Origin of the sequence: Actinacidiphila alni (assembly GCF_900112845.1) — a bacterium.
Classification (GTDB): Bacteria; Actinomycetota; Actinomycetes; order Streptomycetales; family Streptomycetaceae; genus Actinacidiphila; species Actinacidiphila alni.
The window spans coordinates 602,593-615,705 of sequence record NZ_FONG01000002.1 but is presented as its reverse complement, the minus strand read 5'-3'; the positions used below and the strand labels follow the sequence as shown (position 1 = coordinate 615,705).

At 71.7% G+C, this 13,113-nt stretch carries 10 protein-coding genes; all 10 read right to left on the bottom strand.

All coding sequences use genetic code 11. From position 1 onward, the window contains the following. Positions 1-22: 22 nt before the first annotated feature. Positions 23-2,212 (bottom strand): hypothetical protein, encoded by a 2,190-nt coding sequence (locus BM076_RS05545; RefSeq protein ID WP_093712169.1) that lies wholly within the window; start codon positions 2,210-2,212, stop codon positions 23-25. Positions 2,213-2,312: 100 nt separating this feature from the next. Continuing rightward, positions 2,313-3,110, bottom strand: coding sequence for a hypothetical protein (locus tag BM076_RS05540; RefSeq protein WP_093712168.1), 798 nt, complete (start codon positions 3,108-3,110; stop codon positions 2,313-2,315). 57 nt (positions 3,111-3,167) lie between these two features. Next, entirely contained in the window at positions 3,168-4,004 is an 837-nt protein-coding gene (locus BM076_RS05535; RefSeq protein ID WP_245795756.1) for a Crp/Fnr family transcriptional regulator, read from the bottom strand. Positions 4,005-4,129: 125 nt separating this feature from the next. Beyond that, complete coding sequence (locus BM076_RS05530) at positions 4,130-4,885, bottom strand: Crp/Fnr family transcriptional regulator (RefSeq protein ID WP_093712167.1); 756 nt, start codon at positions 4,883-4,885, stop codon at positions 4,130-4,132. Between the two features lie 152 nt (positions 4,886-5,037). Then, the gene (locus BM076_RS05525) at positions 5,038-6,165 is read right to left on the bottom strand and encodes a hypothetical protein (protein ID WP_093712166.1); all 1,128 of its coding nucleotides are present in this window, start codon (positions 6,163-6,165) and stop codon (positions 5,038-5,040) included. A 64-nt stretch (positions 6,166-6,229) separates the two neighbouring features. Further along, on the bottom strand, positions 6,230-7,375 hold the full coding sequence (locus BM076_RS05520; protein WP_093712267.1) for an SPFH domain-containing protein: 1,146 nt from the start codon (positions 7,373-7,375) through the stop codon (positions 6,230-6,232). Between the two features lie 82 nt (positions 7,376-7,457). Continuing rightward, the gene (locus BM076_RS05515) at positions 7,458-8,435 is read right to left on the bottom strand and encodes a CU044_5270 family protein (protein ID WP_093712165.1); all 978 of its coding nucleotides are present in this window, start codon (positions 8,433-8,435) and stop codon (positions 7,458-7,460) included. Continuing rightward, positions 8,432-8,989 (bottom strand): RNA polymerase sigma factor, encoded by a 558-nt coding sequence (locus BM076_RS05510; protein ID WP_093712164.1) that lies wholly within the window; start codon positions 8,987-8,989, stop codon positions 8,432-8,434. Before BM076_RS05510 ends, BM076_RS05515 begins: the two co-directional genes overlap by 4 nt. A gap of 118 nt (positions 8,990-9,107) precedes the next feature. Continuing rightward, a complete protein-coding gene (locus BM076_RS05505; RefSeq protein WP_245795734.1) occupies positions 9,108-12,131 on the bottom strand; it encodes an FG-GAP repeat domain-containing protein in 3,024 nt (1,007 codons plus the stop codon). 235 nt (positions 12,132-12,366) lie between these two features. After that, on the bottom strand, positions 12,367-13,026 hold the full coding sequence (locus BM076_RS05500) for a dihydrofolate reductase family protein (protein WP_093712162.1): 660 nt from the start codon (positions 13,024-13,026) through the stop codon (positions 12,367-12,369). Positions 13,027-13,113 lie beyond the last annotated feature (87 nt).

Here is a 13,113-nt window from a genome sequence, read left to right as displayed (position 1 = left end):
GTACGTGGTGATGGGATGTGGTTCAGAGGGCGAGCGGGTCCGCCTGCACGCGCAGCGTGCCGAGCAGGATCCGGGCCAGCCGATGGGTGCCGGGTGTGTTCAGCCCGGGGCGCCGCAGTGCGGCCGGCAGCCGTGTCCGCAACGCCTGCCATTGGGCCCCGGTCAGCTCGGCACGCATCGACTCGCCGAGGACACGCACCGCCTCCGTGGCCGGCGGCTGATCGCGGACGGCGAGCAGAGTCCCGCACAGCGCCTCGATGACATCGCGTCTGCTGCGTCCCAGCAGCAGTTGGGCCCACAGCATGCCCATCTGACGGGCGACGAGCGGGTCGGACTGGATCAATGCCCCGGCCAGAGTGCCGGGTTGGTCGGCGAGGCGGCCCGCGGCCAGCACCCGGCAGGCGTTCGCCACGGCGCGGGAATGCTCGGACGATCCCCTGCGGGTGGTCGCCAGGCAGGTCCGCAGATACCGCAGGGTGAACAGCGCGCGCTCGGGATCCCGCTCAGCGGTCTGCAGCAGAAGCACGAGGGAGTTCCGCGCGGCGAAGGCCAGTCGCTCTCCCCGGCCGGTGAGGCCCCACAGCTGGTTGAGGACATCGAGTCTGTAGAGCGACCCGAGAGTTCCGGCGAGGGCCATGGCCATGGTGATCGCCCTGGGCTGGCCCTTGTTGACGGCCCACCCCACGGCCACGTTGTAGGCGGCCCCTGCCAGCCGGTCGTCCTCGGCCATGCACTGCAGGGTGAGCGCGGCGGTGACCCGCTGGTTGGCCAGTCCCGCGGCCCACACCTGGAGCATGGACGCGTCGACCTCGGCCAGGGCATGCCGGGCGAGCAGCGCGACACCGCGCGCCACCTCGGACCGCACCTCGAGGTCACGAAGCTCGGACAGATTCTGCAGCCAGAGCCGCAACGGATACCACAACTCGTATCCGTACAGCTCGTGCAATTCCCGGATGACCAGCTCGCGCACGGCCGCCGAGGTGAAGACCATCCTGCGTTCGCTGCGCTCGTCGCTCTGTCCGGGCTCCGCCCACTTCTCGACCCGCACCAGGTCCGCCGCCCGGCTCCGCCACTGGGCCCGGCTCCGCAGGAACACCGCACGCCCTGGTCCGGCCGCTGCGGGTGCGGGATCGGCGTCGTCAGGACCGGACTCGCCGCTGAGCTCCCACTCACGGACATGCCGCACCAGTCCCGCGAGGTGCTCTTCGTAGGTGCGCTCGGGCAGCCCCTGCAGAAAGGCCAGCGCGGCCATCGGCAGCAGATCGTCCGCCGACGGCCCGTCACTCCTGCGGAACCAGTCCGCGACGGCCTTCGCCTCGCTGCCGCTGAGCACCTTCAGGGCCGCCTCGGCACCGCTGTCGCGGAAGGCGTCCGCCGCCGCGACGACATCGGCGGGACGGCGTTGCTCGGCCACGCGTCCCAGGAGTTCCACGAGGGGTTCCGCCGCCGGTGCGGCCGGTGCCGCCTGCGACGCCTGTACGTCGACGCCGGTGGCGCGGCGGAACACCTCCAGCGGATCGGGTGCGCACCAAGGGGCGCAGTAGTCCTCGAAGGCGAACCGGCGCAGACTGCCCTCGGTCGCCGTGATCACCAAGTAGCTGTGCTTCTTCCGCAACTCCTCGGCCAGCCGCCCCATTTCGTAGGACTGCACGGCCATGGCGTTGGTCTCGCCGACGTAGTCGAGGATCACGTAGGCCTGACGTTCCTTGAGCGAACCGCCGGCGGCCAGCGCGGCGAGCGCGTCGGCCGGGGACAGGCTGCGGATGCCGGTGACAGAGCCGGTCACCTCTCGCAGCAGGGCGAAGGCGCCCGACCTGCGGCCGGTGTCCTCCCGGCCCGTCAGGACGACCACATGGTGGCGCATCAGCGTGGTGTGCGCGTCGGTGAACGCCGGTTCTGCGTACACGTAGTACCGCAGGGTCTGGACGACGTCGTCGCTGCGCACCAGGCCCGGCGCCAGTCCGGGTGCGCGCGGCACACCGAATCCGAAGGCCGCCCCGGTCGCGTCGACCGACCCGTGGAAGTGGTTGTGGACCTGCTGTCCCAATGCGCGGTTGAGGTCCGAGTAACCCGCGTCGTCGCCTTCGCTGCCCGACAGATCCTCGCCCGGGAGCCGCCGTTCATCGGAGTCCCCGGCCTCGGGGTCACGTCCTGGCGCCGCGGCGCCCTCCGCCGCCGACTCCGCATCGGACGGGACGCCTGCGCCCGGCATCGGGGAATCCCCGGCGCCGGCCGCGGCCGCTCCGCCCTCGGACGAGGACGCAGACGCAGACGCGGACGCAGGCCCGGATGCGGATGCGGACGCGGACGGGTCAGTCACGGGAATCACCGAAGCCGACCACACCACCGCGCAGGTCCACCGGGCCCGCGAAGTGATTCACGTTCATCCGGGCGGCGCGGTAGAGGTGTCCGGCCGTCCCGGCACCCTTCCGGTTCTCCTCCGGGTCCGCCGCGTCCGTGTCCGGGTCCGCCGCGTCCGTGTCCGTGTCCTGCTCGCGCGATTCCGGCGAACGGCCCGCGGACGCCTGCTCGTACCCCGGCACCCGGAGCCACGCGGCAGCCGCGTACTCCTTGATCCGCACATCGACCTCGCGGAAGTCCGCGGCCGTCAAAGTGGTGTGGCCGCTGCCGACCGTCGAACGGTAGACGTGGTCCGAGAGCAGCACCGCGAGATCGGCCCGCTCGTGGACGCGCAGCGCCTCGTAGAGGTGCTCGGAGCCGAGCAGCCGGGAGACGGCGACCACGGTCCCGCCGGCGAACCCGTTGGCCGCGAGTTCGACCGGCCCGTGATCCACGGCCAGCCGCAGTCGCATCCGCAGCGCCGGTACGCGGGCGGCGTTGTACTCCCGCAGTTCCCACGCCAGGTGCCGTACGAAGTCGTCGACGAGCCGGGGCTCACTGCCGTCCATCGGGTAGACGGCCAGTTCTTCGTCGCCCTTGGGCTGGATGTGCCACTGCGACCGGTCGAGTCCCGCGCCGACAGCCGCGCGGGACATCAGACGGGGAAGGTCGTGGTGGATCTCGGACTGCCTGCGATCGTCGCTGCGCCCGTATCCGCCGACATCGGCTGCCAGGGCTGTACAGGGGTGGAACCCCGACCATACGGCCACCTGAGCGTCCTCTCATCGAGTCGTACCGCGCACGGGACCGCGCGCGGTACGGCGACACTAGGTAGCGGGCGGCGGAGGGAATCCGTCCCAATACGGGCTCTCCGGAAAGACTTTGGCGAAGGTCATCAGACCCGGCACGTCACAGACGGTGATACGGCGGTAGCTGCGCTCGACGAGCCCCGTCGTGGACAGCGTCGCCAGCACTTTCTCCGCCGTGGGCAGCGCCAGGCCGCACAGGGAGGCCAGTTCGGGCTGGCTGATCGTCACGCCGATCTCCTGCCGCCGCTCGCCGTGACCGGGTATCGGCAGGCCGTGCGTCCGCACCAGCTCCAGCAGGATCCGGGCCAGGCGCACCGGAGCCTCGTAGAGGCGTGACTCGATGCGCCGCTGGTTCGATGTGCGAAGACGTGCGCTGAGCATCGCCATCAGCGGCTTCATCGCTTCGGGGCGCCGCGCCAGGAAGCGTTCCAGGTCCGGCAGCGGGATGACGCGCGCGGTCACCTCTCCACAGGCGACGACGGTGCCGCAGCGTGGCCTGTCCTCGAACGCGGCCATCTCTCCGACGACATCACCGGCCACCCGTATGCCGAGGAGCATGTCCACCCCGGCCTCGTGACGGGACGTCACCTTCACGACTCCGCGGGTGAGCAGCAAGAGGTGTCGCCCCCCGTCGCCTTCGCGCAACAGCGTCCGGTGCTTGGGGTAGACCATCGCGGTGCCCTGCTCCAGCAGGTCGGCGCCCGCCGCTCCGGACAGCCTGCCCAGAAGTGAGGTGGACGGCCACTCGTGCCGCCCGCCCTTCGCCGCGCCGACCGCCATGACCGAGCGGGCGCGCCGGGGGCTTTTCGAGGAATCCGAAGGTATTGGAGAAGGGTCTGACGTACCGGGCTGCATGACCACGGAGCGCTCCCTGGGACGTACGAGCCGGCACCGTGTGCCCGGCTCCATGAGGGTTGGGGCGAGCAGTATCGGCAGCCGACGCGAACTGGCCCCAAACGCCCGCCAATTGGCGGCCCGGGTCACTCGGGGTAGGCGAGTGCTCGCAGTCTTGGCAGGTCATGGATGGTGATGCGCTTCGTCCCCGACCCGATCAGGCCCGCCTGTCGTAATGACGCGATCGCCCGCTCCGCGGTCCTCTTGCTGACCCCTATGAGGCTGCCCCACTCCAGGCGGGTGACGTCGATCTTGATCACCACGGCCTTGCCGTAGGGAGTGGCACCGTGGTCGTCGGCCATCTCCACCAGGACACGGGCCAGACGGACGTGCGGCGGACCGCTCTGGTGATCGATACGCCGCTGCGTGGCGCTGCGAAGCTTCCGGGCGACCGACTCCGACAGCATGCGCAGCGCTCCCGGCGACGACGACAGGACGTCGACGAAGCGCTCGCCGTCGACGCGGAGCGCCTCCACCGGTTCGGCCCCGCACGCGATCACGGTCGCGGTCCTCACCCCACCGTCCAGGGCGGCCAGTTCACCGATGAGATCGCCTCCGGCCCGGACGGCCAGCAGGGCGCGGGTGCGGTTGGGAAGCACCGTGGTGACCTTGACGTAGGAGGTCAACAGTAAGAAGACATCCGTGCCGCTCTGATTCTGGTGCGTCAACACATCGTCGCGCTCGAACCGGACCAGTTCGGATATTCCGGTCAGCGCGGCGAGGACGCTGTCGTCCAGCCTCGCCAGAAAGCTGCCGTTCGCCCATCCGGACCGCAGCGACCACACTCTGCGCATGGTCGTGGCCGCGTCGCCACCGCTCTCGTCGTGCTTCGTGGAAGCCACACCCCCCGGCCGTGCCACCGCCTGCGTACGCCGCCCCTCGGCGTCCCTTGTAGAGAGCCATTCGCTGACGCGAGTGTGACGGACCGGTACGAGTCGGGAAAGAGCGCCTCTTGGCCAACGATTTCGGCCGGCGGGGCGGGTCGTAGCTTCGGCTACTTCAGTGCCACCACTGCCACGATCACCGCGATCACCGCGACCAGGGCCACGATGGCGGCGGTGATCTTCGCGGCGCTGTACGGGCGTTCGCCGATCACCTCGCCGGTGCGGGCGTTCACCATGACCTGCCAGCTCTTGCCGGCGTGGAGGTAGGTGAGGAACCAGACCGGGAGGAGGAGGAGTTTGAAGGTGACGTCGGCGTAGGCGGTGTCGGTGGAGGTGACGCGCTGCTCGTCGCCGCCGATGTCGGCGCGGCAGTCGGACTCGATGACCGGTGCCATGCGCTGTTTGGCGATGTCCAGGCCCTGTTCGGGCTCGACGTCGTAGCGGACGGTCTGGAAGCCGGCGAGGTATTCGGCCTGGTAGGGCTGGGCCTCGGCCAGTGGCCACGGGGTGAGTTTGTCGAGCTGCTCGGCGGCGACGTGGCCGGTGCCGGCCACGAGGATGTCGTCGAAGGCGCGCTGTACGGTGCCGGAGGCGTGGTGCCAGCGGGTGTGGCGGACCTGGCGGGTCTTGGTGACCTGCTGGCCGTTCTCCGTCGTGGTGTAGGTCTCGGTGGTGTAGTAGTACTCGCCGCGCTGGCCCTCGTAGTGCGTGGTGGTCGCCGCGTCGTACGTCCAGTGCGGCAGGTAGCTGCCCTTGAACGTCTCGGCCGCGGTGACCTTCTTCAGGCTGTTCGGCGCGAACCAGCGCGACGACGTCCACTCCCCCAGCTTGTCGCGGGCGGCGCCGCGGTCCAGGCCGAACGGTACGACCGCCTCGGGCACCACGCGTTCGGTCAGTTCGGGGTCGGCGACCAGGGAGGTCGCGCAGAACTGGCAGCGCGCCGAGAGGTCGTCGGTCTCCGTACGGGCCCCGCAGCCCGGGCAGACGAAGGCGCGGGCCGCGCCCGACACCGTGGCGCGCGGCTTGGCCGGGAGCGTCGCCAGCTCCTCGATCGCGTGCTCGCGCACCTGGCGCGGTACGGCGGTGAGCGCTTGTTCGTGGCCGCAGTACGGGCACTTGAGCGCGCCCGCGCCCGGTGCGAACTCCACGGTGGCGCCGCACGCCCCGCACGGGTACGACTGGCCGCCCGCGTCCGTTCTGCCGGAGACGCTCTCCGGGTCCTGCTCCTGCGTGCTCATGCTGTGGTCTCCCAGCGTTCTCGTCGGTCCGGGGGTACGGGTTCGGGGTGCGCGACAAGAACGCCTATGCCTGCGGGGGCAGCGGCGGCGGCACCGCGCCGAACAGCCCGCCCACTTCCGGGACTTGGGCGGCGGGCAGCCACCCGGCCATCCCGTCCTTCCAGACCAGCGTCTCGCGGGTCAGGGTGCCCGCGCCGACCAGGCCGGACAGCGCGGCGGCGTCGTACGGGCCCTGCTGGGCGCCGCCGACCCCGATGAACCACTGCGCGGCCTGCGGCAGCGGCGGCGGGGTGGCCGCGGCGGGTGCGGCCGGGGCGGCGGGAGCGGGAGCCTGACCCGAGGCCGGGGCCGGAGCCTGCGGTGTGAGGCCCGCGGCGATCCGCTGGCCCATCGCCATGCCGATGCCCAGGCCCACGCCCTCGCCCGCGCCGCCCTGATTACGGGCCGCCTCGCCGATCGCGTTCGCCGCCTGGAACTGCGTGAACTGGTCGAGATTGCCCGCGATCCCCATCCGCGACCGGGTGTCGATGGCCTCCTCGACCTCCGGCGGCAACGAGATGTTCTCGATCACGAACTTCGGCACACTGATGCCGACCGGCGCCAGCTCCTGGCTGAGCACCACGCCAAGCCGCGCGCCGATCGCGTCCTGCTGCGTGGCCAGGTCCAGCATCGGCACGCCCGAGGTGGCCAGCGCGTTGGACAGCCGCCCGACGATGAGCTGCCGCAGATACTCCTGCACTTCCTCGGTACGGAACTGCGGGTCGGTGCCCGCCAGTTCGCGCAGCAGCGCGGCCGGGTCCACGACCTTCGCGGCGAACGAACCGAAGGCCCGCAGCCGTACCATCCCGAACTCGGCGTCCCGCACGATCACGGGGTTCGCCGTGCCCCACTTCATGTCCGTGAACTGGCGGGTGGTGACGAAGTACACCTCGGCCTTGAACGGCGAGTCGAAGCCGTACTTCCAGCCCTTCAGCGTGGACAAAATCGGCATGTTCTGCGTCTGGAGGGTGTACGTGCCGGGCGTGAAGACGTCGGCGATCTGGCCCTCGTTGACGAACACCGCGGTCTGGGACTCGCGGACGACGAGCTTGGCGCCCATCTTGATCTCGTTGTCGTGTCGCGGGAACCGCCACACGATGGTGTCCCGACTGTCGTCGGTCCACTCCACGATGTCGATGAACTCGCCCCGGATCGCATCGAAAAGACCCACGCCGATCCCCCCGTCCCGCGCTTCACGCGCCTCGCCCGCCCACATTTCTCCACACACCCGGGCACGCCCGGGCCCGAATACCCTACTCGCTACGGCGTTCGGAGGTCAGATAGACCTGATATGCGATGACGGACGGGATGCGGACGTTCAGGCTTCCGGCGGTCTTCGTGAGCATGGACTCCTGGCCGAGGAGGCTTCCCGTCGCCGGGTCCACGATGAAGGTGAAGCGGGTCGGGAGGCCGTTCGCGGCGCTCTCCGCCGTGAACGCCTCGCCGTCGCGGCCCGCGCGGTCCCGCACGGTGCCCCGGTAGCGCAGGCCGGGGGTGGTGGCGATTGTGCGGAGGAGCGCCGACTGCTGCCGCGGCGTGAGGACATGACTGATCATCAGGTCGACGACGGCGTCGTTCATACCGGCCGCGTCGCCGATGCCGACGCCGGGCTGATCGGCGCCGAGCCATGTCCTCAACGCCTCGGGCGTGGACGGCACTTGCCGGTCCTCAAAGGCGGTGGCCGGGTCGGATCCGCTCTCGGGGCGCGACTTTCCGTCGAGCAGCCGCCGCGTCACGGTGACGCCCGAGGGGCGTTTGAACCAGTCGATGTCCTCGGTGATCACCTTCGACGTGACGGTGTCCGTGCCGCCGGCGCCGTCGACGCTCGTGGAGAGCGCCCATTGGCGCAAGTGGATGTGCGCGACGTCTCCCCGCGGGGCGGGCCGGGCGGCGGCGATACGGGCGAGGCGGTTCAGTTCCGCCGCCGCGTCCGCCGTTCCGGGGGACGGGAGTTGATAGCGCAGGGGCGGCGGGGTGGCGGCGTAGGCGGTGCCGCCGGAGGAGGGGATCACGACGACGGCCGTGACCACTCCCGCGACGCCCGCGGCGGCCAGCCCGAGGGCGAGCCGGCGGCGGTACGTCCTGGGCAACGCGATGGCCGGTGCCGGTTCCGGAGCGGTGGCCACGATCCGCCGGTAGGCCGCGTCGATGACCGCGCGGTCCGGGAGATCGAGGTGCGCCGCGGGATCGGCGGGGCGCATCGTCTTCCGCGTCGATGAGGCGAGGTTCATGGCGTGACTCCCGATTCCCGTGCGAAGACATCACTCGTGGACCCGCGGTCCTGGTCGGCCCCGGCGAGCCGGCGCCGCAGCCGGGCGCGGGCCCGCATCAGCCGTACGGAGAAGGCCGCGGGCGAGCAACCGGCCGCGCGGGCCGCGTCCTTGACGGAGAGGCCCTCCCAGCCGATCAGCGCCAGCACCTCGCGGTCACGCTCGGACAGGCCCTGCCACGCCTGCCGTACCGCAGCCCGTCCTGACACCCGATCCGCGACGTCCGGCTCCGCCGTGCCGGCGGAGTCCGCAGCGGCGGCCCGCGCGGCCCGGCCGGAAGCGTCCGCCTCCTTGGCGCGGGCCCGCACATGGTTCGCCAGCACATTCCGTGCCGTCGTGTAGAGCCAGGGCAGCGGCCTGTCCCGCGGGAGCACCGCGAACCGCCGCCACGCGACGGTGAACACGTCGGCGGTCAGATCGGCCGCGTCCCCCGCCCCCGCGCGCCGTGCCACGTACCGGTAGACATCGGCGTAGCACCGCTCGTAGATCAGCCCGAACTCGTCCTCGGTCTCCAACGCCTCTCCCCGTCCCGCGTCCTTGACCTGTATGTGTCGGCCGGGGAGCGGATCTAACACCGCGCAGGTCAGGAGGGGCGAAGTGGGCGGCACGCCCCCGCCAGAACCGTCAGAGCTGTCAGAACAGCCCCTTGTACGTATTCCAGCCTCCCGTCCCGATCAGCACCGGCGCCGCGAAGGTGCCGGTCGACGTGCTGTTGAGGCGGAAGAGTCTGCCGGTGGTGTCGCGGGCGACGAGGTCGGGGCGGGCGTCGCCGGTGAGGTCGCCGGTGCCGAGGACGGCGGTGTAGGTCTTGCCCCAGTTGGTGGCGATGCGGACGCGGGGGGTGACGGTGCCGTCGGGGCGGGCGTAGTAGCGCCAGAGGCCGCCGGAGGTGTCGAGGCCGAGGAGATCGCCGCGGCCGTCGCCGTTGAGGTCGCCCGCGCCGATGATCCGGGAGTAGAGCTTCCAGTCGACGCCGATGCGCACGCGCGGCTTGAGCTGCTGGGTGGCGGTGCCGGCGTAGAAGTAGATGTCACCGGTGCTGGTCTGACGGGCGATCAGGTCCAGGTGGCCGTCTCCGTTGAGGTCGCCGGGCGAGGTGAGGACGTTGTACTGCCCCCAGCCCTTGCCGATCGACACGTGCGGGGAGGACGCCGACACCATGGAGTTGCATCCTTCCCGGTAGGCCCGCAGTTCGTCGCCCACGCGGACGAGGACGTCGTCGCACCCGTCGCCGTCGGTGTCCCCGAACGGGACGAGCAGCGAGGTCGTGGGGAAGGTGCCGCCGTCCGAGGCCTGCTTCGGCCCGAGGCCCCCGGTGCCGGTGCTCTGGTAGGAGAACACGCGTCCGGTGCCGTCAAGACCGAGCAGGTCGCCGTACCCGTCCTCCCCCACCAGGTCGCGCCAGGTGGGTGCGCCCATGAGCCGTACGGAGCCGGTGACGGCCAGCGGCGCGCCCTGGCCGTCGGCCGGGGTGAAGGACAGGGACCAGACGTAGCGGCCGTTGGGGAAGTGCCGCACGCCGGGGAGCGCGGGGTCGACGCCGCGCCAGTCGATCCGCACCTCGCCGCGGGCCGCGCCGCCGTGCCGGGTGTCGACGACCTTTCCCTGGGCGTTCCGCACCGTGAGGGTCCAGTCCGCGGCGGGCTTGGACAGCAGGACGCGGGTGAGGGTCACCGGTACCGTGTCCGGCGCGTGGGCGTCGACCGAGTCGAAGCTGTCGGCCGGTGCGAGCAGCCGCAGGGGCTGCGCGGGCGCGCCGGACGGTACGAGGTGCACCCGGTTCTCGGCGTCCACGTAAGCGGCGTTCGGCCCGGACTCGTCGACGGTCCAGCGCACGTCGCGCTGCGAGACCCCGGTGTCGGGCAGGTCGCCGATCACCCGGCCGACGGCCTTGCCGCCCGTGACGGTGGTGAGCGTGAGCGTGCCCGCCGCCCGGTCGTGCGTGACGACGAATCCGTCGCCGAGCCGGGCCTCGTCCGACGGCACAGGCACCGACTTCTTCGCCGTGCGGTCGTACACGCCCGCCGGCCCCTCGGGGCCGCAACTCCAGTACAGCCAGCGGCCGTTCGCCTGGAGCTCGGTGGGGACGCAGCCGGCGTCGGTGGTGAGCGTCGCGGCGGGCTTGCGCGTCGTGAGGTTGAAGCCGGTGATGCTCCCCGGGGCGCTGCCCGCGGTGAGCAGCACGTCGCCCCAGATGGCGCTCGCACGGGCGGGGAAGGTCGTGGGGGCGACGCCGTCCCCGAGGCGGTGCACGTAAAGGAGGCCGCCGACCGCATAGATCAGGTACGTGCCGGACACATCGGCGATCCGGCCTCCGGCGGGCACCGAGAGCGTGTCCAGATCCGGCCCCGGTCCGTTGACCACGACGGAGTCCCCGAAGCTCTCCCGTTCAACCCAGGCGACGCGTCCGTCGGCCGTGCCCTCGATGGCCGAGCAACCGGCGTCCTGGACCGGGCACTTGTCGGACGGCCGGGCGAAGCTGTCCGTGAAGGCGGACCGGTCGCCGAACTCCGGTGTCCCGGTGGCCGCGACGGTCCGCACATACGTGTCGCGCCGGCCGCTGCTCGCGTCGGACACGACGAGCCGCCCCTGGTCCAGGGACAGCCCCTGGACCGGGACGGGCAGCCGGGACAGCTGCGTGAGCCGGGTGACGACGGGCCGGCCGTCCGCGTCGGGGCCCGGTGCGATGCGCAGGATGTCCACGTCGCCACCGGCCGTCGTACTGCCCTTGACCACCGCGGTGTCGTGCGACGACGAGGAGATCGCGACGTCCGAGGTGGCCAGCGTGACGGACGGGCCGCCGGACAGCGGCTCCGCCACGACCGCCTTGCCGGCGCCGGGCCGGCGGACCACCCAGTCGCCGACGAGGGTCAGCCCCGCCGTGACGTTCGCGGCGTCGGCGCCGTCCAGGACCGTTTCCCGCGGGGCCGCCGACAGGTCGGAGCGGGGGAACACCAGGATCTTCGTGTACTTCGCCGACCACACGACAAGATTCCGCGCCGAGAGGCTGACGTTGATGTACGAGGTGGCCAGCGCGGGGGTCCAGCCCTGCACCCGGCCGGTCTCCCGGTCGACGGCCACCATGTGGCCGGTGCCGTCCGCCAGTTTGGCGACGAGCACCAGGGAGGTGTCGTCCGCGGCACGGATCGGCTGCTGGATCGTCATCCCGTCGGGCGCGCCGGTGACGGTCACGTCGCGGGTGGTGTCCCCGGGTCCTGGGGTCAGCAGGTGGTAGACGTGGCCGGTCGTCCCGTCCGCGGCGGTGACGGTGGTGAACGTGAGGGCCGTCGTCCCCTCGACGTTCGCCACGGTCTGGTCCTGCGGGACCCGGAGCGTACGCGTCGTGCCGTCGACCGCGTTCCACACGTCGATCCCGCCGTCGGCCCGGACGTGGGCCAGGGCGTCGTCGTGCAGCCCGGACGGGGCGTACGGGTCGGCGTCCTGATCCGGTACGCGGACGGAGCGGCCGTCCGCGTAGCGGGTCCAGACCAGGACGCCCTGGACCCTCTGGAACACGCCTTGCGCGCCGGCCCCGTCGGTGAACAGGGACGCGCTGAGGGGGACGCTGCTCAGCCCGGCCGGCACGACCGTCTCCTGCGGCGCGTCCGCCGCGCCGGCCGACGGTGCCGACAGGCCGAGGCCCGCCGTCGCCGACATCACGGCCGTCGCGACGGCGACAGCGAGACGTGCGCGGGACCTTCCGCGTACGCGCCCGGACGTACGACCGCGGGCGGCCTCACCACCTGCGGCTTCACGAGCGCGCACGGAAGCATGACGACGGCGCATGAACGAGTCCCTCCCCGAGACCGCGGGGGGACATGCGGCCGGTGCGGCAGACCCCCCGCCGCGCCGCGTTCCCCCCGGAACGCGGTGATCGTACAGGCAGCTCACATCATTTGCGCCAGAAGATGTGGTGCGTGACGCCGCTCGGGCTGGGGACGACGTCGAGGTGGTAGCGGTCGCGGAGGTCGTCCGGGGAGTCCCACAGGCGCAGGCCGGTGCCGAGCTTCTGCGGGGAGACGGCGACGTGGAGGGCGTCGATGAGGCCGGCGTCGAGGTAGGCGCGGACGGTGGTGACGCCGCCGCCGAGCCTGACGTCCTTGCCCTGGGCGGCCTCGCGTGCCCGGGCGAGGACGTCGGCGGGCTCGCCGTCCACGAAGTGGAAGGTGGTGTCGGAGAGGGTGAACGAGGGACGCGGGTGGTGGGTGAGGACGAACACCGGTGTGTGGAACGGCGGTTCGTCACCCCACCAGCCGCGCCACTCGTCGTCCTGCCACGGGCCGCGCTGCGGACCGAACTTGTTGCGTCCCATGATCTCGGCGCCGATGTTGTGGCTGAAGTCGCGGGTGAAGTAGTCGTCCAGGCCGCGGCTGCCGCCGGGGTCGGTGCGGTTGGGCCAGCTCGCCGTGGCGCCGGCCCAGGCGAAGAACTTGCCCGGGTCGATGGCGTGGCCGAAGGGGTGTTCCAGGCTCTGGTCCTCCCCGGCGCCGATGCCGTCGCTCGACACCATGAAATTCTGCACGCGCAGCAATTGGCCGTTGGTCGCGCTCATCGGGTCTCCCTCGTCAGGTCCTGTCGGCTTCCGCCGGCACGGCTTTCCGTACGGGCCGTCCGGCCCGTACGGCTTTCCGTACGGGCC

Excerpts from the sequence above, each read along its gene's own strand:
- BM076_RS05545 (WP_093712169.1), bottom strand. The coding sequence starts at position 2,212 with ATGCCGGGCGCAGGCGTCCCGTCCGATGCGGAGTCGGCGGCGGAGGGC.
- BM076_RS05535 (WP_245795756.1), bottom strand. The coding sequence starts at position 4,004 with ATGCAGCCCGGTACGTCAGACCCTTCTCCAATACCTTCGGATTCCTCG.
- BM076_RS05525 (WP_093712166.1), bottom strand. The coding sequence starts at position 6,165 with ATGAGCACGCAGGAGCAGGACCCGGAGAGCGTCTCCGGCAGAACGGAC.
- BM076_RS05515 (WP_093712165.1), bottom strand. The coding sequence starts at position 8,435 with ATGAACCTCGCCTCATCGACGCGGAAGACGATGCGCCCCGCCGATCCC.
- BM076_RS05505 (WP_245795734.1), bottom strand. The coding sequence starts at position 12,131 with ATGTCGGCGACGGCGGGCCTCGGCCTGTCGGCACCGTCGGCCGGCGCG.
- BM076_RS05500 (WP_093712162.1), bottom strand. The coding sequence starts at position 13,026 with ATGAGCGCGACCAACGGCCAATTGCTGCGCGTGCAGAATTTCATGGTG.